The sequence below is a fragment of the Subtercola boreus genome, assembly GCF_003399645.1.
In the GTDB taxonomy this organism is placed as follows: domain Bacteria; phylum Actinomycetota; class Actinomycetes; order Actinomycetales; family Microbacteriaceae; genus Subtercola; species Subtercola boreus_A.
Window position 1 is genome coordinate 38,864 of record NZ_NBXD01000002.1, and the last position, 19,016, is coordinate 57,879.

Here is a 19,016-nt window from a genome sequence, read left to right on the forward strand (position 1 = left end):
AAGATCGATCGGAGCCGACTATGAATGCCAACGACAACAACGCCGAGCTGGCCCAGACCCCCGCCGCTGAGCAGGCGACACCCGAGCCCCAGCGCACGAAGGGTGTCGACAGCGCCCGTCGGGCGCTGCAGATCCTTCTCGAGTTCAGCGAGCAGATGCCGGAACTGACGGTCGACAACATTCTCGAGAAGCACGACATCTCGGTTCCGAGCGCCTACCGCTACATCTCTCTCCTGCGCGAACTCGACCTCATCGAGGAGCGCGACAAGGGTCGCTTCGTGCTGTCACCCCAGGTTCTGCGCCTCTCCCGTGCGGCAGAGGCGACGATGGACTTCCGCGCGCAGGTGCAGCCCATCCTGAACACCATGGCCGAAGAGACCGGTGAGACCGCTCTGTATCTCCGACGCGTCAACGACTCGGCGGTCTGCCTGGCCATCGCCAAGTCGGAACATCCGATCTCCATCTCCTTCCAGCCGGGCAACCGTATGCCCCTGCACGGAGGCGCCGGCGCGAAGCTGCTCCTGAGCGAACTGACCCCGTCGAAGCTCGCGCAGTACTTCAACCGTCTCGTGCCGTCCCTGTCGAAGCCCGCCCAGAAGAAACTCGAGACCGACCTCGAAACGCTTCGGAAGACCGGCTACGCCGAGAGTGCCGGCGAAGTCGACCGCGGTGTCTGGGCCAGCGCGGCCAGCGTCCACACCAACGGCACACTCGTGGGCGCCCTCACGATCGTCGCTCCCGACTACCGTCTCTCCGACGAGCACAAGACCGAGATCGCCCGTTCGGTGCGCGCGGGCGCAGAAGAATTCCGCGCCGCGCTCGACGGACGCCGCCGCTAGCCCCCGCCCGCGGTCGCGACGTCGGGCCGCTTCGGAGGGGGATGAGGCCCGTCAGCGGCGACGCAGCCGCTCCGCGAGGTGCGCGTGCAGCTCGGCGATCGGCACGCGCTCCTGCTGCATGGTGTCGCGGTCCCGCACGGTCACGGCCGCGTCTTCGAGTGAGTCGAAGTCCACCGTGACGCAGAACGGCGTGCCGATCTCGTCGAAACGGCGGTAACGACGTCCGATCGCCTGGGCGTCGTCGAACTCGATGTTCCACTCGCCGGCCAGGTCATCCGCCACCTGCCGTGCGAGCGGCGACAGGGCCTCGTTGCGGGAGAGCGGCAGCACGGCCACCGTCACGGGCGCCAGGCGCGGGTCGAGGTGCAACACGACGCGCTTGTCGGTTCCGCCCTTGGCGTTCGGAACCTCCTCTTCGTCGTAGGCATCGACAAGGAAGGCCATCAGGGCGCGGGTCAGACCGAACGACGGCTCGATGACGTACGGGGTGTACCGCTCCCCGGTCGTCTGGTCGAAGTACGACAGGTCTTTGCCCGAGGCCTCGGAGTGGGTCTTCAGGTCGAAGTCGGTTCGGTTCGCGACGCCCATCAGCTCGCCCCACTCGCTGCCCGCGAACTCGAATTTGTACTCGATGTCGACGGTGCGCTTCGAGTAGTGCGCCAGCTTCTCGGGGGCGTGCTCGAAGAAACGGATGTTGTCAGCCGACACCCCCAGGTCGATGAACCAGTTCCAGCACAGGTCCATCCAGGTCTGCTGCCACTGTTCGTCGTCGCCGGGCTTGACGAAGAACTCGATCTCCATCTGCTCGAACTCGCGCGTGCGGAAGATGAAGTTGCCGGGCGTGATCTCGTTGCGGAACGCCTTGCCGATCTGGCCGATGCCGAACGGCGGCTTCTTGCGCGACGTCTGCAGCACGGCCGCGAAGTCGGTGAAGATACCCTGCGCCGTCTCGGGGCGGAGGTAGTGCAGCCCGGTCTCGTCGTCGACGACGCCCAGGTAGGTCTTCATCATTCCCGACATCTGGCGGATGGGCGACCACTGCCCGATCTTCTTCGGGTGCTCCGGGTCGGGAATGTCGTCGAGCCCGTTGGCCGGCGGATGCCCGTGCTCGGCCTCGTAGGCCTCGAACAGGTGATCGGCGCGGTACCGTTTGTGCGTCACGAGCGATTCGGTGAGCGGGTCGCTGAAGACCTTCACGTGGCCGGATGCCTCCCAGACGGGAGTGGGCAGGATGATCGCCGAGTCGAGCCCGACCATGTCGCGGCGCCCGCGCACGAAGGTGTTCCACCACTGGCGCTTGATGTTCTCCTTGAGCTCCACGCCGAGGGGCCCGTAGTCCCACGCCGAGCGGGTTCCGCCGTAGATGTCGCCCGACGGAAAGACGAACCCTCGGTGCTGGGCGAGGGCGATGACGGCGTCGAGGCGAGACTGCTCGCGGGGCTCTTGAGCCATGGTGGGGTGTTCCCTACGGGTATACGAAAGCTGGAGTGTGCGGCGAAGACGCCTCGGGTGGCGACTTCGCCTCCAACTCTAACGAACGCGGCGCGTCGGCCCCTGACCCCCGGGGCGTCGGCCGTCGACCCCCGGGTGTCAGCCCTCGACCCGCAGCCCGAGGTGCTCGGCGAAGAGGGGCGCGAAGAGCGAGAGTTGCAGGTCGTCGATGGTCGCTCCCGCCAGCCCCTCGATGCCGTGCAGCCGACTGAACTCGCTCGATCGAAGGTCGACGCTGCAGCAGGATGCCCGGGTGACGTCGAGCGTACCGATCCGGCAGTCGACGAAGGCCACCCGCGTCACCCGCGCATCGGCGAGGTCGAGGTCGGTGATGGTGCAGCCCTCCAGCACCACGTTGCTGAGACGTGAGCCCCGCAGGTTGAGGTAGTCGATCTTGCCACCGGTGAGGTGCACGGAGTCGAGCTCGCTGTCGAAGAGCTCCGCCGACCCCCAGCGCGGGTTCACGACCCGAACGTCACGCCAGGTCGTGCGCGCCGCCTTCAGCGTGTGGGCGAACGGCGCCTCGAACACCGTCTCGACGAACCGGCTGCCGCGAAGCTCGGCGTCGGTCAGCGTGACCCCGGTGAAACGGCATTCGAGGAACGAGCATCCGGTGAGCGCCTCGCCGTCGGCAGCACCGCCCTCATAGTGCTCCCTCTCACGGCTGTCTCCCGCGACCAGTTCGTCGAGCGCCGCCACGGTGAGGCGGTCGGGCACAATCGGTTCGAAGTCGACCGAGGGCGGCGGCAGCGGCTTCTTCGGGTGGGCGGGCTTCGAATGGGCGGGCTTCGGGGGCACACGGCGAGTGTAGAGGGCGAAGCCGACATGGGCCGGGGCGCGTTCTACGATGGAGCGTTCGATGACATGTCAGGAGAACGGATGCCTCTGCTCAGGGAACGCGCAACAGGAGCGGTCGACGCTGCGGCGGCGGGGCGCCTCGCACAGGCGCTGGCGAACATCCCCTCGGCCGACACCGACGCCGCGTCGAGTCCGACGCCGACCCGCGATTCAGTCGGGCGGCTGGCATCGGTGAGTGTGGATGAGACGGCCATCCGGGTGCCCACCGAGGTGCGTGACGCCGTACTCGACCTCCTCCAGCGGTTCGCCGACGGGCAGGCAGTCGTGGTCGGTTCGACGGATTCGCTCCTCACCACCTCGCAGGCCGCAGAGCTGCTCGGCATCTCGGCCACGTACCTCCTGCGCCTCGCGAACGAGGGCACCCTGCCGGTGGAGTACCGCGGCACCCACCGCCGCTTCCGGCTGGCCGACGTGATGCGGTACCTGGAGTCCGCGCGGGCCGCAAAGGCCACGAAGGCGGCGGCCGCGGCGGCGGATGCGGCCGCGAAAGCGCCGGCCGCACAGGCAGACCCCGAGCCGACGAGCTCGTAGGACGAAGCGGGAAGCTCAGGGCGAGCACCTGCGTTGACGCTCAGGGAGCCAGCGATTCATCCGGAGCCCCGACCACGCACGCACGCCTTAAGGAGCCCTCATGTCACTCGTCGTCACCGGCGCAACCGGCCAGCTCGGCCGTCTCGTCATCACCAACCTGCTCGCCCGCGGGGTCGACCCCGCCGAGATCGTCGCCGCCGGGAGGAACACCGAGAAAGTGGCAGCCCTGGAGGGGCTGGGCGTGCGGACAGCGGTCATCGACTTCGCCGACCCCTCGACGCTCGCCTCCGTGTTCGGCCGGGGCGACACCGTTCTGCTCGTCTCCGGCAGCGACCTCGGCGGGCGTGTCGAGCAGCACCAGAACGTGATCGATGCCGCGAAGGCGGCCGGCGTCTCGCGCATCGTCTACACGAGCGCGCCCCGCGCCGACTCGACCGATCTGATCCTGGCCCCCGAGCACAAGGCGACCGAGGAGTACCTGCGGGCATCCGGGGCTCCGTTCACCATCCTGCGCAACAACTGGTACACCGAGAACTACGCCCAGACGCTCACTCAGGCCGAAGCGACGGGCGTCTATGCGGCCAGTACGGGTGAGGGCCGCGTGGCCAGCGCCTCGCGCCACGACTACGCCGAGGCCGCGGCTGTCTCGCTCATCACCGACGGTCTCGAAGGCCGCACGTTCGAGCTCTCAGGCGACACCGCCTGGAACGGGACCGAGTTCGCGGCGACGCTGGCCGAGGTGCTGGGGCGCGACGTACGGTTCGAGTCGCTGTCGACGGAGGCCCACACGGCGGCCCTCCTCGCCGCGGGCCTCGACGAGGGAACCGCCGGCTTCGTCGCCGGTCTCGATGCGAACATCGCGGCAGGCGCGCTCGACAAGAGCTCCGACGACCTCTCGACCCTCATCGGCCGTCCCACCACACCGGCCGTTGACACCCTGCGGGAACTCGCCCGATCCTGACGCGATTGCCTCAGCCTGACGCACACTCGCCCCGTCCTGGAGAACACTATGCAGCGCGACACCAGTAATGCTCTCTCCTTCGGCAACGCCGTCGCCGCCTACGAACTCGGGAGGCCGAGCTACCCGGCCGCCGCGGTGGAATGGATGCTCGCCCAGCTCGGCGGCGAGCCGGCGGGCCGCACGTTCGTCGACGTCGGGGCCGGTACGGGCAAGTTCACGGCGGCCCTCCTGCACCGCGGTGCTGAGGTCGTCGCCGTCGAACCGGATGCGACGATGCGCGCCACGCTCAGCGCGAACCTCCCCGAGGTACGGGCCCTCGAGGGCACGGGCGAGCACCTACCGGTCGGTGATGGCTCAGCAGACCTCGTGACGTTCGCCCAGGCGTGGCACTGGGTCGACGAGCATGCTGCCTCCGCGGAGATCGCTCGCGCACTGAAGGCGACCGGTGCGCTGGCGCTGGTCTGGAACATCCGCGACGACCGGGTCGACTGGGTGCAAGAGCTCACCGGCATCATGGGATCGTCGGCCGCCGAAGACTACGACAGCATCGAGCCGCCACTCGGCGCACACCTCGAGCGCAGCGCCTACGCGGAGTTCTTCTGGGAGAATCCGCTGACCCGCGACCAGGTGATCGCGATGATCACTTCACGCAGCTACATCATCGCGATGGGCAGCGATGAGCGGGCCGCGCTGCTCGACCGGGTCGAGAAGTTGCTCGACGAGCATCCTCACCTCGCCCACCGAACCGTCTACCCGATGCCGTACGTGACGCGGATGACGATCGCGCGACCACTCAGATGACCGTCATCCCGCCCAGCCCGCGACAGTCACCGAATCGGCCCGACGATCACTTGAAGCGCTTCTCGGCCTTCTTCGCTGCCTTCTTGGAAGCCTTCTTGGCGTTGGCGACGGCGCGCTTGCGGGCCTTCTTCACCTTGGGGTCGTTCCAGAAGTTGTTGACTGTGGAAGAGATCTCCTTGTACCGCGCCTTACCGGCCTTTGCGCCGAGGGTGTACGCGAGGAAGGCGACGAGCGCCAGGAATACGAAACCGACTTTGTTCTTCATGCGTCATGTCTAGCACTCCGGTCTGCACGCACGCAGGTCGCGGCAGAACGCTTGACGCCCGGGCCGCCTGAACGCTAGGCGCCGCGCGCCTGGAACCTGTTCTCCGGGTCGAGCTTCTCGAGCAGAGTACCCATGATGCGGTCGAGGTCGTTCACGTCGTCTGCGGAGAGCGGCGAGATGACGTTCGCGAGAACCGTGCCCACGTGACCGGGCGCGGTGTGCATGACTTTCTTTCGACCGGCGGCTGTGAGGGAGGCATTGGTCGCGCGACGATCCTCCGCGCAGGGCGAGCGGAGGATGTAGCCGCGCTGCTCCAACCGCGAGACGACGTGCGAGAGCCGGGGCAGGGTGGAGTTCGTCAGCGAGGCGAGGGCGGTCATCCGCAGCGTCTCATCGGGCGCCTCCGAGAGCATCGCGAGGGAGAAGTACTCGAAGTGCGTCAGGTCGGCGTCGCGTTGCAGTTGGGAGTCCAGAACCCCGGGAAGCAGCTCGACGACGGCGATGAACTTCTTCCAGGCGCTCAATTCGGCCGGGGAGAGCCAGCGCTGATCGGTCATGGCAGCATCCTAACCCCAATGCTTGACGCAACAACCTTCCGCCACCCGAGGAAGGGGCGTGAGAACACGCCGGGACTCAGCCGAGGAACGCTGCGGCCCGGTCACCCCAGCCCCGAACATCCTGCAGCGTCGACGACACCACGAGCTCGGAGTTCGGCAGGAGTTCGGCGAGCTTCTCGGCCGTCGACACCGGATGCGCGGGGTCGCCCGCCCACGCCAGAATGAGCGTCGGCTGGATGATCTCGGCGAGCGCCTCGAACGACGGAAGATCGGACTCGGCCGCACCTCGGAGCACGGTCGGCAGCAGTCGCATCGAGACGTCCGGAACCCCCGGATAGTTCGGCAGCTCGGCGAACAACTCCGGCAGCGGCGCCGACGCGAACATCGCCATCAGCGCCGCTTCGGCCTCCTCGGCGCTCGGATACCGCTCGATCGTGTCGGCCATCATCGTGTAGATCGAGGCCTGGCCGGCGCGCGTCTGCCAGGCGGTGGGCGGGGCGGTCAACACCAGGCGGTCGAATCGACCGGGCAGGTGGGCGGCCGCGTGCAGCAGCGTTCCCGTACCCATCGAGAGACCGATGCCCGAGACCGGCGCGTCGGGTGAGAATCGATCGGCCACGGCGAGCAGGTCGAGCGCCAGCTCGGTCCAGACGAAATCCTCGACCTGCGGCGCGTCACCCGCACCCGACTCTCCGTGGCCGCGGGCGTCGTAGGAGAGGAGCCGCCGCCGGCCCGTCTCGCCGACGGCCCGATAGTCGCCGAGGGTCGACGAGATCGCGCTGGCACGACTCGAAGTGAGGCCGTGCGCGTTGATCACGAGGGGCAGGCTGTCGCCGCCGGTATCGGTGTACGCCAGGCGCGCGCCGCGCACATCGAGCGTGGACTGAGTCTCGGGAGGGAGGGCCATGATCTCCAGTATCGACCCTCTTCCCTGTCAAGGGTCCGGTGCATTCTGCGGTGCTTCGTCGGGCTCCGGATGCTCGCCTCTAGTGTTGTCGTATGCCAGCCGAGATGATCGACCAGCCCACCGCCCCCAGCCGCCCGAGCCTTCGCGACATGCTCACCGACAAATTCGGACAGGTCGCCCTGCGCAGCGGCCAGATCATCGTCGTGCTCGTGCTCGCCGCCGCGGTGGTGTTCGCGCTGGTGCAGCTGAAGCTCGTGGTGATCCCGGTGCTCATTGCGCTCATTCTGGCCTCCGCGCTCAGCCCGGTGATCACGGTGATGCGCAAGCACGTGTCGGCAGGGCTGGCGACCTGGATCACGCTCGTCGCGGGCATCCTGATCTTCGGCGGCATCATCGCTCTCATCGTTTTCGCGGTCGAGGGCCAGTGGAACGACCTGTCGACGTCGGCCGTCGAGGGGGTCAACCAGTTGCAGCAGTTCGTGCAGGGCCCTCCGTTCAACGTCGGACAGGAGCAGTTCACGTCCGCGCGTGACGCGGTGGTTGGCTTTCTGACGAGCAGCCAGTTCGGCACCGGCGCCATAGCGAGTGTCTCGGCGGCGGGCTCGGTGATCACCGGGGCGGTTCTCGCCATCGTCATCCTCTTCTTCTTCCTCAAAGACGGCGACCGCATCTGGGCGTTCTTCCTCCGCCCGTTCCACGGCTACCGGCACGATCGCGGAGTGCGCATCGGGCGCACCGCCGTCAAGACCTTCGGCGGCTACGTGCGCGGCACGGCGATCGTGGCGTTCGTCGACGCGGTCTGCATCGGGGCGGGCGCTGCCGTGCTCGGGGTGCCGCTGGCGCTGCCGTTGGCTGTCATCGTGTTCCTCACGGCCTTCATCCCGATCATCGGAGCGACGTTGGCCGGGGTGCTCGCCGCCCTCGTGGCGCTGGTGGCGAACGGGCCGTTCATCGCGCTGATCGTGATCCTGATCGTCGTCGCCGTGAACCAGCTCGAGGGCAACCTGCTGCAGCCCGTCGTGATGGCGAACTCGCTGAAGCTGCATCCACTGGTCATTCTCGTCGCGCTGACCGCGGGCACCATCCTCGGCGGCATCGTCGGGGCCGTGCTCGCGGTGCCGATCGCGGCGGTCGCCTGGGCGACCATCAAGGTGTGGAACCACGCCGAGCGCCCAGCGCCCGCCGACCCGGAGCCCGAGAAGGAGCCAGCGGAGGCCTGACCCGCCGCGGCACGCGCGTTCCGACGGACATGCAATGCGCACCTCGCACTCGTGTTTCTCCCAGTGGGCAGGCCTAGTTTTGGGCACATGACAACCGCCTGGCAGAGAAGCATCGACGAGGGAAGTTCAGCGAGACATCCGTTCCGGCTGTGGCTCGCCCGGCGCCGGGCGTTCATCGAGCTCCATCCCCGCCTTCGCCTCTCCTACCTCGTCGCGGTCGCGGCGGTCGGCATCACGATCGTGCTGGTGGGTATCGTGCTCATTCCGCTGCCGGGTCCGGGCTGGCTGATCGTGTTCCTCGGGTTCGCGGTGCTCGGCACCGAGTTCGCCGCCGCGCGGCGGGTCAACGCCTTCCTGCGCCGGATGCTCGGCAGGGCATCCGCGTGGTGGCGACGTCGGCGCGAGCAGCGCAAGGCCCGCACGGCCTGACCCCGCTTCGGGCGGGGGCTCTGTTCCACCAGGACGGAGCTCCGCCAGATCGCATCTCCAGGGTGCTCCACATCGGCTGAGCTCCGGTCGAGTGGTCGACGGCCGGGGCCTACCCGCGCCGGAGGGTCGGGCGCATCGAGAGCGTCTCGATCGTTCCGCCCGGGGGCAGGTCGACCACGCTACGCACGGCTGCGGCCACCGACTCCGGCGCCAGGTACAGCCGCGTGTCGTACTCGTCGCCCTCAGCCGCGACCTTGGCCCGCTGCATCGCTGTGTCTGTGCGCCCCGGATGCACGCTCGACACCCTGACGCCGTGAAGGCGTTCCTCCTCCCGCAGTGCATCGGTGAAGGCGCGGAGGGCGAACTTCGAGGCGGCGTACACCGCTCCGCCCGGGGTGCTGCTGAAGCCGGATCCGCTGTTGATCGTGACGACGAGCCCGGATGCCGCACGGAGCGCCGGGAGCGCCAGCCGCGTGAGTTCGGCGACCGCGAACACGTTCGCGGCGAAAACGGTCTCCCAGGTCTCGCGTTCGGTGTGTTCGACGGTCGATCCGGCTTCCACCCCCGCGGAGTGCACCAGCACGTCGAGCGAGGCGGGCAGAGGTGGGATCGGACCCTGCACCAGGTCGCCGGCGAACGGTTCGGCCGACGGCAGCGACCCGACGAGCTCGTCGATGCGTGCACGGTTGCGGCCACCGACCAGAACGTGGTGGGTGCGGCCGAGGTCGATCGCGATTGCGCGGCCGATGCCGCTCGTTGCGCCCGTGACGAGGGCGGTGGGGCGCGCGGTGGGGCGAGCGGTGGTCATGCCGCGAGCCTAGCCGCGTGGCGGCTCTGCGCGGTGCGGTGCGGTGCGGTGGGGCTCTGCGCGGTGGGGTGCGGCGCGGCGCCGCGTGGCGGCTCTGCGCGGCGCGGCTCTGCGCGGTGGGGTGCAGTGCGGCCGGGCGCAGCGCGGCGTAGCGCGGCGACCGGGGTGCTCAGCGACCGGCGAGCGAGTCGACGGTGCCGTTGGGGAGGGCGACCCACCCCTCGCGGCGAGCGCGGGCGAGCATCCGTTCGTCGGGGGCGTCGTATGCTCCGAGGGCTGCTGCGCGCGTCGCAAGGGCGGCGATCACCGCGTCGAACGCATCGGTCGAGGAGTGCATGAGGGCGCCGAACGCCCCCACCTCGAGCCAGGGCGCGGCCGCCAGCACCTCTGTCACGAGCTCGGAGCGCCGCCGGGCATCCGTTCGATAGTTGGTCGTGACGAAGCCCCAGAGCCTGAGCGAGGCGCCCGGGTAGATCTCGACCACCCGGCCGGCGCCCGAACGGTCGACCGGGATGCCTCGCTCCGCGATGCGCGCGAGCAGGCCCGCACAGCGCATGGCGGTCAGCCCGAGGCGGTCGGTTGAGACGCTGAGGGGCCAGCGCCCGGTTCGGGCGCGCACCCGGCGGTCTGTCTCACGGTAGGCCAGGCTGCGGCGCCAGTCCATCCCGCCGTCGCTCGAGGGGTCGAGGGGCCGTTCGTCGCGGTGCGCGACCACGAAGTCGACGAATTCGTCGGGCCAGCCGAGGGCGCAGTCGATGCCGAGCTTGTCGACTCTCGTGGCCGTCTCGGCGATGAGGTCGTCGCCGACGCCCAGGGTGAGGGCGGTGAGGGTCGCGCGCTGGGCGGTCATCGAGTCGCCTGGCGCAGGTTCCTCCGTACCGGCGTCCACCGCTCCGGGGGTCGCCGTGGTCGCGCCGTCGGCCGGGGCGGCCACGGTAACCGCGTCGCTCCACTCGATGATGGCGAGCGCCGTGCCCTTCGCCTCCGCCGCGAGGTCGACTCCGGCGGTGATCATGCCAGCAGCGTAGCAAGACGCGCCGAGCGCTTCGGTCGCGGGGTGCCGGAGTGTTTCGCGCTTCGCCCTCAGCGCAACCCGTGGCATCCGGTGTTCGTCCGACGGATGATGGAAGCATGCCTCCCGCCGACAAGACCTGCGCCTCCTGCGGACGCCGCATCGAGTGGCGCAAGAAGTGGGAGCGCAACTGGGATGACGTGCGCTACTGCAGCGATGCGTGCCGGCGGCAGAAGGTGTCGGCATCCGATCTGAAACTGGAGGACGGCATCCGGAGCCTGCTCGCCGGCCGAGCCGCCTCGTCGACGATCTGCCCCTCGGATGTCGCACGGGCCGTCACCTCGAACGAAGACGAGTGGCGAGCCCTGATGGAGCCGGTCCGGCGGGCGGCCAGGCGGATGGTCGCGGCCGGCGAAGTGGAGATCACGCAGGGCGGCTCGGTCGTCGACCCGTCGACAGCGAAGGGGCCGATCCGCATCCGTCGCCGCCGCTGATCCCGTGGGCTCGCGGACGACGGGCGCGTCCCTGCAGAGATCACCCGTGGGCTCACAGGCGCCGGGTGCCCTGCGGGCGCACAACGGAACCATGGACCCGACCCGCCGACTGATGTTCTGGCTCAAGGTGCCCTACGCGGCCGACGTCGCCCTGGTGCTCATCGGCGTCACCCTGCTCGTCGGCGGCCAGAGTATGGGCTGGTGGGTGCTCGTCTTCGCAGCAGTGCGCGCAATCGTCGGAACCGTCGCGCTCCTCTGGATCGCCCCCCGCATGATCGCCAAACGCTCTCAGACGCCGTAACCGCACCCGACGTCGACCGCGAGACCGAGGGATGCCGCCGACAACCGGGAGTCTGCGGTCCACAGTTCAGAGCACCCTGCGCCCTGTGCCGCAGCCAGATGCAGGGAGTCGGGCGTCCTGATGCCGTGCCGGGCCTGGAGCTCTGCGGCTCGGAGGTACTGGGCGTCGCCGAGCTCGACCAGCCCGAACTGCTCGAACGCCCGCAGATAGTGGTCGACCAACGCGAGATCACCCTTCCGATGAGCACCGACGAGGCACTCCAACTTCACCAGCGAGCTGATGACCACCGTCTGCGCACCGAGCTCAGCCAGGCGCCGACGCACCGCACGCCCCTGCTGCCCGTCATCTTCGACCGCGTAGATGACGATGCACGAGTCGAGGTAGATCACTCCCAGGAGTCTCTCTCCGCCTCGATCTGCTCGTCGAGCTCATGAGATGAACGCACTGAGTACGCGGGAGGCGGGTTGCGGGTCAACCACTCCGCGGCCTGGCTGCCCGTGTGCACGGGGGCTCCCTCGTCGACGCGAACAAGTCAGGATCCTTCTGCCCCGGTGGGGCGCTCGGAAGGCCTGGCGAGGGGGTCAGAGCCTGCCCCAGCGCGCACGCGCCCCGAGGTACGCCCCGTACGCGATCAGTCCGATACCGATCACGATCAGGATGACCGCTCCGAAAGGAAGAGCCGCGAGCGCCTTGAGGGCGCCGTCCAGCCCCGTCGCCTTCGACGCGTCGAACGTCGCTGCCGCAACCACGAACAGCGCGCCGACGACCGCGAGCGCGATGCCTTTCGCGATGTAGCCGACCGTCCCGAGCACGACGACAATCCGGCCGGCCGTACCGGCGGGCATCCGGAGGTCTTTGGTGAATCTGCGGGAGATGCCCCGCACGATGAAGAAGACACCGATACCGAACACGACCAGCCCCACAGCGACCACTGCGAACACACCGCCCGGTGTCGCGAGGGCCGTCGCGCTCGCGCCCTGGCTCGATCCCGACGAACTCTTCGAGCCCCCGAGTGCGAACGTGAGCGCCGTGACCCCGACGGCGAGGTAGGCGAGGGCCTTGCCGAACTCGGAGACGCGCTTGCCCCAGGCCTTCTTCGGATCGCTCCGTCTCACCTGGAAGCCCGCGACGATCTGCCACAGCCCGAGCGCGAAGAGCCCGACGACGATCAGCCAGAGCAGCGCGACGCCGGCCGGATTGCTGGCGAGCTGCGAGAGCGCGCCCGACTGATCGGCCTCCCCACCGCCACCGCCCACCACCACAGAGAGGGCGATGACCCCGATCAGCACATGCAGCAGCCCGTTGACGGCATAGCCGAGGCGGGCGAGCACCTGAAAGGTTCTGCTGTTCTCAGCGTCGGCGGCGGCCTTCGTTGCGGGGTTCTCGGGCATGCTCCGAGGGTAGCCCGACCGCAGGATAAGCTTTCACCAGGGATCTCAGACATTCACGAACGAGGAGTTTGAACGCACATGGTCGACAACATTGTGGTCAGGTCTCCTGGCGCGTCGCTGCCGAAGCCGGTCGCCGGGTTGGCATTCGTCACCATGTGGGCTGTCGCCATCGTTCTGTGGAGCATCGCGCACCTCATCACGAACCCCCAGCTCGGCGCCTTCGTCGTCGACACGGGCCTCGTGCTCGTGTCGGTCGGCCTCGCCATCCTGTTCGTGGAATGGCGCCGCACCGCCGTTCGAGCGATGCTCTTCGGCCTCGTCGCCATCGTGCTGTTCCTCATCTCCGACCTGGCTGACATCACCGTGATCGTCTACATGCTGCGCATCATCGTGCCGCTCTTCGCCTTCTTCACCCCCGTCAACCGCATCGCCAACGGCTTCCGCATCTTCGCCTGACAGGCTCCGGCCGAACGTGAGAGCCCGACGGCGACCCCGAACGGACAGCCCCCGTCTGCCCGCATCAGAGTGCGGCTAGTGCCCCAGCGGGGCCGACCCACCCTGCACATCGGCGGGCTTGCGCACGAAGAACGAGACCACGACCGCGCCGACCGACACGATCGCGCCGACCAGGAACGCGGCCCGGATGCCGTCGGTCTGCGCCAGGATCGGGTCGGCCCCGGTCGCCACGAGTGACGCGGCACGGGTCGACATGAGTGTCACGAAGACCGCGGTACCGGCGGCACCCGCCACCTGCTGCACCGTGCCGACGACGGCGCTGCCGTGCGAGTACAGCGCAGGCTTCAGCGATCCGAGACTCGCGGTGAACAGCGGCGTGAACAGCAGCGCGAGCCCGACGGAGAGAACGATGTGCGCGACGAGGATGAGCGGCACCGGCGTTGTCGACGTGACCTGCGTGAGCGACCAGAGCACCCCGCTCACGATGATGGCGCCCGGAACGAGCAGCACCATCGGCCCACGCCTGTCGTAGATGCGCCCGACGAACGGAGCCAGCACACCCATCACGAGCCCACCCGGCAGCAGCAGCAGTCCGGTCGAGAGCGTGTCGAGACGCAGCACGTTCTGCAGGTACAGCGGCAGCAGAATCAGTGTGCCGAACAGTGCCATCATGCTGATTGCGAACATCACGATCGAGAGAGTGAAGTTCTTCGACAGGAAGGTGCGCAGGTCGAGCAGCGCACGATCCGTGCGCTGCAGCTGCAACTGCCGCAGCACGAAGGCCGCGAGCGCGACGATTCCGATGACGAGCGGGCCCCAGCTGGGCATCCAGCTCACCGCATTCGCCCCGCCGATGGTCGTCAGCCCATAGACCAGACCGCCGAAGCCGAAGACGGAGAGCACCACCGACAGCACGTCGAACGGCGCCTTGCGCGGCGTCGTGACGTTCGGGATGCGCAGGGCGCCCACGATGAGACCTGCGACGGCGATGGGGAGCACGAGCCAGAACATCCAGCGCCAGTCGAGCACGCTCAGAATGAGGCCCGAGATGGTCGGTCCGATCGCCGGCGCCACCGAGATGACGATGGAGATGTTGCCCATCGTGCGCCCACGCGAGGCGGGTGCGACGAGCGTCATCACCGTGGTCATCAGAAGCGGCATCATGATGGCCGTTCCGCAGGCCTGGATGACGCGGGCAACCAGCAGCACCTCGAACCCGGGGGCGGTCGCCGCGACGAACGTTCCGATGGAGAACAGCCCCATGGCCGCAATGAAGACGGGCCGGGTGTTGAAGCGCTGCAGCAGGAAGCCGGTGATCGGAATGACCACGGCCATTGTCAGCATGAACGCCGTCGTGAGCCACTGGGCCGACTCGGCCGGGATGACCAGGTCTTCCATCAGGCGGGGCAGGGCCACGCTCATGATGGTCTCGTTCAGAATGACGATGAACGCGCTGACCAGCAGGATGCCGATGACCAGCCTGTTGCGCGCGGCGAGAGCGGCGTCGGCGTCGGGCCCGGTGGGCGCGGCGGTCGCGGCGGCCCTAGCAGCCCCGGCAGCCCCAGCCGGCACGGCCGGCGCAGCGGTCGCGGTGGGCTCCCCCTTGCGAAGATCGGGAAGGGTCTTGTCAGACACGGTGGCTCCTGTCGGTGGAAGCAGTAGTCGGTGGCGGGCTGTGAGGCCCCCTCCACCCGAGAAGCGCGGGCGCCGGGTGTTTATTCCACGCCACGCCGACCCCCCGATGTGAACATCGTTTACATTAGCAGAGTCGCCGGGCGAAGCACAGGGAGCCCTCGGATTCCTCGTAGTACCCGAACCGCGGGATGCTCGTGTACCCCTCACGCGTGTAGAACCGCACGGCGTCCGGCTGGGCCGGACCAGTCTCGAGCTTCAGCGTCGTGACCCCGAGCCGAAGCGCCTCGGTTTCGAGGGCGCGCAGGATGACCGTGGAGACCCCTGTGCCCCGCGACGGCCTCTCGACGAACATCCGTTTCACCTCCGCCTCACCGGGGCCGAGCATCCGGAGCGCGCCGCAGCCGACGGCGGCACCGGATTCGTCGCGGGCCACCAGGAACACGGCGATGTCGTCTGCGGTCGGTTTGGTACCGGGTTCGGTGTCGGCGCCGTAGCGGGTGTCGAGTTCCGCGCGCTGTGCGCGGCGCAGGCGGTCGGCGTCGGGGTCGTTCCAGTCGGTGGGAGAGATCGTCACGGTCACCCGATCCATCTTCGCCTACCCGGCGGCACCGCCAGACGCCTCGGCCGGCCCCACGGCGCCCGCCGGCGCCGCGGCGCCCGCCGGCCCCACGGCGCCCGCCGGCGCCGCACGCGGCCTACGCTGGGAGGGTGAGCCCGCCCACGATCACCGTTCGCCGAACATCCGAAGCCGACTGGAGCCGGGTGCGTGCGCTGCGGCTCGAGATGCTCGCCGACACCCCGATCGCGTTCGGCGAGACGCTCGCCACGGCCGAGTCGCTGGGCGAGTCGACCTGGCGTGAGCGGGCCCGGCGCGGCGAGAACACGCGCGGCACGGCACTCGTCGCCATCGACGAGGCCGCGGGCGGCCGTTGGGTGGGAACCATGGGCGGCTACCTCGACCCGGCCGGGCCGATGCTCGTGGGGGTGTTCGTGTCGCCGGCCTGGCGGGGAGCAACCTCCGGTGTCACCGATGCGCTGCTGCAGAGGGTCGAGGAGTGGGCACGAACCGAGTCAGACGCCCTGCTGCTGCACGTGCACTCCGAGAACTCCCGGGCGATCGCAGCGTACCGGCGCCGGGGCTACGTCGAGACGGGGCGGCTCTTTCCGTACATCCTGAATCCGCACCAGCGCGAGCTGGAGATGCGCAAGCCGCTCTGAGCGGCGGGGGGCAGCGGGGCGCGGCGATGTGCGGCCTGGGGCCGCGGTGGGGCGCGGCCCCAGGCCGCGCAGGGGTGCCCGCCTAAACCCCCGAGGTCATTCCCCGCAGCTGGTCGAGCGAGTCGCGGATGCACCGCGCGAAATCCGGATGCGCGTCGTCACCGACCCAGGTCTCGAACCCGATCTTGAACACCGTCACCCCGGTCTCGGCGGCCAGGCTCGCCGCGAGCTCGGGCACGCCGCGCTCGCGGAGCGCGACAGCTGCGGCGGAGGCGAGCCGCGCCAACTTCAGCAGCTCCCGTTCCTGCAACCCCGGGTTCAGCGCGATCACTGCCGTGCGCTGCCTCGACCACGCGCGGTTCTCCTGCATGAGCGTTGCGGCGCCCTGCATCGCCCGGCTCATCACGTCGAGGGGCGCCATCTCGGCCGGCGCCTCGGCGATCGCGGTGACGACCCGGCGCTGCAGCTCGGCGGAACCGTTGAACAGAACCTCACGCTTGTCGGCGAAGTAGCGAAAGAACGTGCGCTCGGTCACCCCCGCCCGCTGGGCGATCTCGGCGGCCGTGGTCTGCTCGAAACCGCGCTCGGAGTACAGCTCTATCGCACTCTGCATCAGGCGCTCGTGCGCCCCCGGTTGCCATCGTCCCACCCCCTCAGCGTACCGTGCGAGAAGAGGTGATGTCGGTGACTGTCATGATCATGCTACGCTCATGACAGCAACTGACATCACGGTCGGCCGATCATCACCCGACCCCAGAAAGAGAGCAGAAGAATGCGCGTATTCGTCACTGGAGCATCCGGCTGGATCGGCGGAGCCGTCGTTCCCGAACTCCTCGCGGCCGGCCACGAGGTGGTGGGCCTCGCCCGTTCCACCGAGGCTGAGGCCGCCCTTGCCGCAGCAGGCGTCACACCTCGACAGCCTCCGGACGGGCGCCGAGAACGCCGACGGCGTCATCCATCTCGCCTTCAACCACGACTTCTCCGACTACCTGGGTGCCGGTCGCACGGAACGCGCGGCCGTCGAGACCTTCCTCGACACCCTCAGCGGCACAGACAAGCCCTTTCTCTTCGCCTCGGGAGTTGCCCTCCTCGCACCCGGACGCCTCGCGACCGAGAACGACGCGAACCCCATGACCGGCCCCGATGCGCCCCGCGGCGGAGCCGAGGAGCTTGCGCTCTCCCCCGTCGCGCGCGGAGTGCGCACCGTTGCCCTGCGGTTCTCACCCACGGTGCATGGCGCGGGCGACCACGGCTTCGTCTCCACCCTCGTCGGTGTCGCCCGCACCAAGGGTGTGTCGGCCTACATCGGCGACGGCTCCAACCGCTGGCCTGCGGTGCACCGGCTCGACGCCGCGAACATGGTGCGGCTGGCACTCGAGAAGGCCCCGGCCGGGTCTGTGGTGCATGCGGTCGGCGAGCAGGGCATTCCGACCCGCGAGATCGCCGAGGCGATCGGCCGCAAGCTCGGTCTCGAGACGGTGTCGGTGACTCCGGATGCTGCGGCCGGGCACTTCGGCTGGATCGGTCGTTTCTTCGGGGTCGACGTGCCCGCCTCGAGCGAGATCACCCAGGCCCTGCTCGGCTGGACTCCCACCCACCAGGGCCTCCTCGCCGACCTCGACGCGGGCTACTACACCGACTGATCGCCCGGGATCGACGGCACGAGGCACCCCTGACGATGGCGATGACCGCCGAGCCCGGCGACAGGCCGACGACAGGCCGAGGACGACCGAAACGCGGGTGTCGGCGATCCAGGTCACGACGGGGCCCGGGAGAGCCGTAGGTTGAAGTCATGACTGCCCAGTGGACCGCCTCAGACATCCCCGACCAGACCGGCAAGACGATCATCATCACCGGTGCGAACAGCGGGCTGGGCGAGGCCGCCGCCACCGCCCTGGCCGGGCACGGTGCGCACGTCGTGCTGGCCTGCCGCACCGTCGCCAAGGGTGACGCCGCCGCTGCACGCATGCCGGGTGACGTCACCGTGCGGCAGCTCGATGTCGCCGACCTCGAATCGGTGCGACGGTTCGCGGCGGAGACCGAGCGGGTCGACGTTCTCATCAACAACGCCGGCGTCATGGCCACCCCCCAGCAGCGCACGGCCGACGGGTTCGAGCTGCAGTTCGGAACCAACTTCCTCGGCCATTTCGCCCTGACCGGGCTTCTGCTGCCGCTCATCACCGAGCGGGTCGTCTCGTTGTCGAGCCTCGCCCATCTGATGGGCCGGATCGATCTCGACGACCCGAACTACCTGCGGCGCACCTACCGTCGCTGGCCCGCCTACGGCCAGTCCAAACTCGCCGACCTCGTGTTCGCCTACGAACTGCAGAGGCGACTCTCGGCCTCCGGATCTGCCGTGCGGTCGTTCGCGGCGCATCCGGGCCTGGCAAGAACCGAGCTGCACACGCACACCGACCCGGTGCAGAGCGCGCTCATCGCGGCCCTCACCCGCGTCGGCCAGGCCAGCACCGAAGGGGCCCTGCCGGTGCTGTATGCAGCGACCTCGCCCGAAGCGGTCGGCGGGCAGTACTACGGACCCGGCGGGCCCGGTGAGGTTCGCGGGTACCCGCGCATCGCCTCCTCGACGCCGCTGTCGCGAGACCTGAAGGTCGCCTCCGGCCTCTGGGAGCTCGCCGAGAGTCTGACCGGTGTGCCGTTCCTCTCCCCCGCCCCCGTCGGCAGTGCCACCGTCAGGGTCGGCAGCGAGCTGCAGGATGCTGCGGCCTCCGCCCGCGTGTCGCCGACGACGCTCGGGGCTGTCGGTGCGCTCGCTCTGGCCGCCGGAGTGGCGGCCGTGGTGGCGGGCCGGGTGCGGGCGGCGCGGCGGTAGGAGGCAGCGGGC

General features: G+C 69.1%; 24 protein-coding genes. 12 read left to right on the forward strand and 12 right to left on the reverse strand.

The annotated features are described in order from the left end of the window. The first annotated feature begins 20 nt into the window (after nucleotides 1-20). Complete coding sequence (locus B7R24_RS00240) at nucleotides 21-839, forward strand: IclR family transcriptional regulator (RefSeq protein WP_116416988.1); 819 nt, start codon at nucleotides 21-23, stop codon at nucleotides 837-839. Nucleotides 840-890: 51 nt separating this feature from the next. Here B7R24_RS00240 and B7R24_RS00245 read toward each other — a convergent pair whose 3' ends face one another. Together B7R24_RS00245 and B7R24_RS00250 are read right to left on the reverse strand one after the other, a co-directional pair. Continuing rightward, nucleotides 891-2,291 (reverse strand): glycine--tRNA ligase, encoded by a 1,401-nt coding sequence (locus tag B7R24_RS00245; protein WP_116416989.1) that lies wholly within the window; start codon nucleotides 2,289-2,291, stop codon nucleotides 891-893. A gap of 138 nt (nucleotides 2,292-2,429) precedes the next feature. Next, nucleotides 2,430-3,128: a pentapeptide repeat-containing protein gene (locus B7R24_RS00250; protein WP_172582641.1), complete on the reverse strand. Its 699-nt coding sequence runs from the start codon at nucleotides 3,126-3,128 to the stop codon at nucleotides 2,430-2,432. An 81-nt stretch (nucleotides 3,129-3,209) separates the two neighbouring features. Between B7R24_RS00250 and B7R24_RS00255 the strand changes: the two genes are divergently transcribed. From B7R24_RS00255 to B7R24_RS00265, 3 genes are all read left to right on the forward strand, one after another. Further along, entirely contained in the window at nucleotides 3,210-3,719 is a 510-nt protein-coding gene (locus B7R24_RS00255; protein ID WP_116417283.1) for a helix-turn-helix domain-containing protein, read from the forward strand. 100 nt (nucleotides 3,720-3,819) lie between these two features. Beyond that, the gene (locus B7R24_RS00260) at nucleotides 3,820-4,680 is read left to right on the forward strand and encodes an SDR family oxidoreductase (RefSeq protein WP_116416991.1); all 861 of its coding nucleotides are present in this window, start codon (nucleotides 3,820-3,822) and stop codon (nucleotides 4,678-4,680) included. A 48-nt stretch (nucleotides 4,681-4,728) separates the two neighbouring features. Beyond that, nucleotides 4,729-5,481, forward strand: a complete 753-nt coding sequence (locus B7R24_RS00265) for a class I SAM-dependent methyltransferase (protein WP_116416992.1) — start codon at nucleotides 4,729-4,731, stop codon at nucleotides 5,479-5,481. Nucleotides 5,482-5,527: 46 nt separating this feature from the next. On the opposite strand, the gene B7R24_RS00270 is transcribed toward B7R24_RS00265, so the two are convergent. The 3 genes from B7R24_RS00270 to B7R24_RS00280 form a co-directional block, all read right to left on the reverse strand. After that, nucleotides 5,528-5,746, reverse strand: coding sequence for a hypothetical protein (locus B7R24_RS00270; protein WP_116416993.1), 219 nt, complete (start codon nucleotides 5,744-5,746; stop codon nucleotides 5,528-5,530). 74 nt (nucleotides 5,747-5,820) lie between these two features. Next, nucleotides 5,821-6,303 (reverse strand): MarR family winged helix-turn-helix transcriptional regulator, encoded by a 483-nt coding sequence (locus B7R24_RS00275; RefSeq protein ID WP_116416994.1) that lies wholly within the window; start codon nucleotides 6,301-6,303, stop codon nucleotides 5,821-5,823. A gap of 76 nt (nucleotides 6,304-6,379) precedes the next feature. After that, nucleotides 6,380-7,210, reverse strand: a complete 831-nt coding sequence (locus B7R24_RS00280; RefSeq protein WP_116416995.1) for an alpha/beta fold hydrolase — start codon at nucleotides 7,208-7,210, stop codon at nucleotides 6,380-6,382. Between the two features lie 92 nt (nucleotides 7,211-7,302). Between B7R24_RS00280 and B7R24_RS00285 the strand changes: the two genes are divergently transcribed. Then, the gene (locus tag B7R24_RS00285) at nucleotides 7,303-8,430 is read left to right on the forward strand and encodes an AI-2E family transporter (RefSeq protein WP_172582642.1); all 1,128 of its coding nucleotides are present in this window, start codon (nucleotides 7,303-7,305) and stop codon (nucleotides 8,428-8,430) included. A gap of 87 nt (nucleotides 8,431-8,517) precedes the next feature. After that, on the forward strand, nucleotides 8,518-8,859 hold the full coding sequence (locus B7R24_RS00290) for a TIGR02611 family protein (protein ID WP_116416996.1): 342 nt from the start codon (nucleotides 8,518-8,520) through the stop codon (nucleotides 8,857-8,859). A 109-nt stretch (nucleotides 8,860-8,968) separates the two neighbouring features. Here B7R24_RS00290 and B7R24_RS00295 read toward each other — a convergent pair whose 3' ends face one another. Together B7R24_RS00295 and B7R24_RS00300 are read right to left on the reverse strand one after the other, a co-directional pair. Continuing rightward, nucleotides 8,969-9,667 (reverse strand): SDR family oxidoreductase, encoded by a 699-nt coding sequence (locus B7R24_RS00295; protein ID WP_116416997.1) that lies wholly within the window; start codon nucleotides 9,665-9,667, stop codon nucleotides 8,969-8,971. A gap of 169 nt (nucleotides 9,668-9,836) precedes the next feature. Next, entirely contained in the window at nucleotides 9,837-10,682 is an 846-nt protein-coding gene (locus B7R24_RS00300) for a DUF429 domain-containing protein (protein WP_116416998.1), read from the reverse strand. A gap of 116 nt (nucleotides 10,683-10,798) precedes the next feature. Here B7R24_RS00300 and B7R24_RS00305 point away from each other — a divergent pair, with 116 nt between their 5' ends. Both B7R24_RS00305 and B7R24_RS00310 read left to right on the forward strand, forming a co-directional pair. Continuing rightward, nucleotides 10,799-11,173: a DUF2256 and DUF3253 domain-containing protein gene (locus tag B7R24_RS00305; protein ID WP_116416999.1), complete on the forward strand. Its 375-nt coding sequence runs from the start codon at nucleotides 10,799-10,801 to the stop codon at nucleotides 11,171-11,173. A 46-nt stretch (nucleotides 11,174-11,219) separates the two neighbouring features. Then, nucleotides 11,220-11,474 carry a hypothetical protein gene (locus B7R24_RS00310; RefSeq protein WP_253259177.1) on the forward strand — a complete coding sequence of 85 codons (255 nt, stop codon included), beginning with the start codon at nucleotides 11,220-11,222 and terminating at the stop codon, nucleotides 11,472-11,474. Here the strand turns inward: B7R24_RS00310 and B7R24_RS00315 are convergent. Both B7R24_RS00315 and B7R24_RS00320 read right to left on the reverse strand, forming a co-directional pair. After that, entirely contained in the window at nucleotides 11,462-11,863 is a 402-nt protein-coding gene (locus B7R24_RS00315) for a type II toxin-antitoxin system VapC family toxin (RefSeq protein WP_172582643.1), read from the reverse strand. The two genes, B7R24_RS00310 and B7R24_RS00315, sit on opposite strands and share 13 nt — an antisense overlap. A gap of 192 nt (nucleotides 11,864-12,055) precedes the next feature. Next, nucleotides 12,056-12,865, reverse strand: coding sequence for a DUF1206 domain-containing protein (locus B7R24_RS00320; RefSeq protein ID WP_116417001.1), 810 nt, complete (start codon nucleotides 12,863-12,865; stop codon nucleotides 12,056-12,058). 78 nt (nucleotides 12,866-12,943) lie between these two features. Here B7R24_RS00320 and B7R24_RS00325 point away from each other — a divergent pair, with 78 nt between their 5' ends. Next, nucleotides 12,944-13,321, forward strand: a complete 378-nt coding sequence (locus B7R24_RS00325) for a hypothetical protein (protein WP_116417002.1) — start codon at nucleotides 12,944-12,946, stop codon at nucleotides 13,319-13,321. A 75-nt stretch (nucleotides 13,322-13,396) separates the two neighbouring features. Here the strand turns inward: B7R24_RS00325 and B7R24_RS00330 are convergent, their stop codons facing one another. Beyond that, on the reverse strand, nucleotides 13,397-14,956 hold the full coding sequence (locus B7R24_RS00330; protein WP_437123489.1) for an MDR family MFS transporter: 1,560 nt from the start codon (nucleotides 14,954-14,956) through the stop codon (nucleotides 13,397-13,399). Between the two features lie 124 nt (nucleotides 14,957-15,080). Beyond that, on the reverse strand, nucleotides 15,081-15,530 hold the full coding sequence (locus tag B7R24_RS00335; RefSeq protein ID WP_367302595.1) for a GNAT family N-acetyltransferase: 450 nt from the start codon (nucleotides 15,528-15,530) through the stop codon (nucleotides 15,081-15,083). Between the two features lie 134 nt (nucleotides 15,531-15,664). Between B7R24_RS00335 and B7R24_RS00345 the strand changes: the two genes are divergently transcribed. Then, nucleotides 15,665-16,174, forward strand: coding sequence for a GNAT family N-acetyltransferase (locus B7R24_RS00345; protein ID WP_253259178.1), 510 nt, complete (start codon nucleotides 15,665-15,667; stop codon nucleotides 16,172-16,174). A gap of 82 nt (nucleotides 16,175-16,256) precedes the next feature. Here the strand turns inward: B7R24_RS00345 and B7R24_RS00350 are convergent, their stop codons facing one another. Beyond that, complete coding sequence (locus B7R24_RS00350) at nucleotides 16,257-16,823, reverse strand: TetR family transcriptional regulator (RefSeq protein WP_116417004.1); 567 nt, start codon at nucleotides 16,821-16,823, stop codon at nucleotides 16,257-16,259. A 123-nt stretch (nucleotides 16,824-16,946) separates the two neighbouring features. On the opposite strand from B7R24_RS00350, the gene B7R24_RS00355 reads away from it, so the two are divergent. Together B7R24_RS00355 and B7R24_RS00360 are read left to right on the forward strand one after the other, a co-directional pair. Next, a complete protein-coding gene (locus tag B7R24_RS00355) occupies nucleotides 16,947-17,957 on the forward strand; it encodes an NAD-dependent epimerase/dehydratase family protein (RefSeq protein ID WP_216363589.1) in 1,011 nt (336 codons plus the stop codon). A gap of 9 nt (nucleotides 17,958-17,966) precedes the next feature. Next, nucleotides 17,967-19,004 carry an oxidoreductase gene (locus tag B7R24_RS00360; protein ID WP_116417005.1) on the forward strand — a complete coding sequence of 346 codons (1,038 nt, stop codon included), beginning with the start codon at nucleotides 17,967-17,969 and terminating at the stop codon, nucleotides 19,002-19,004. Nucleotides 19,005-19,016 lie beyond the last annotated feature (12 nt).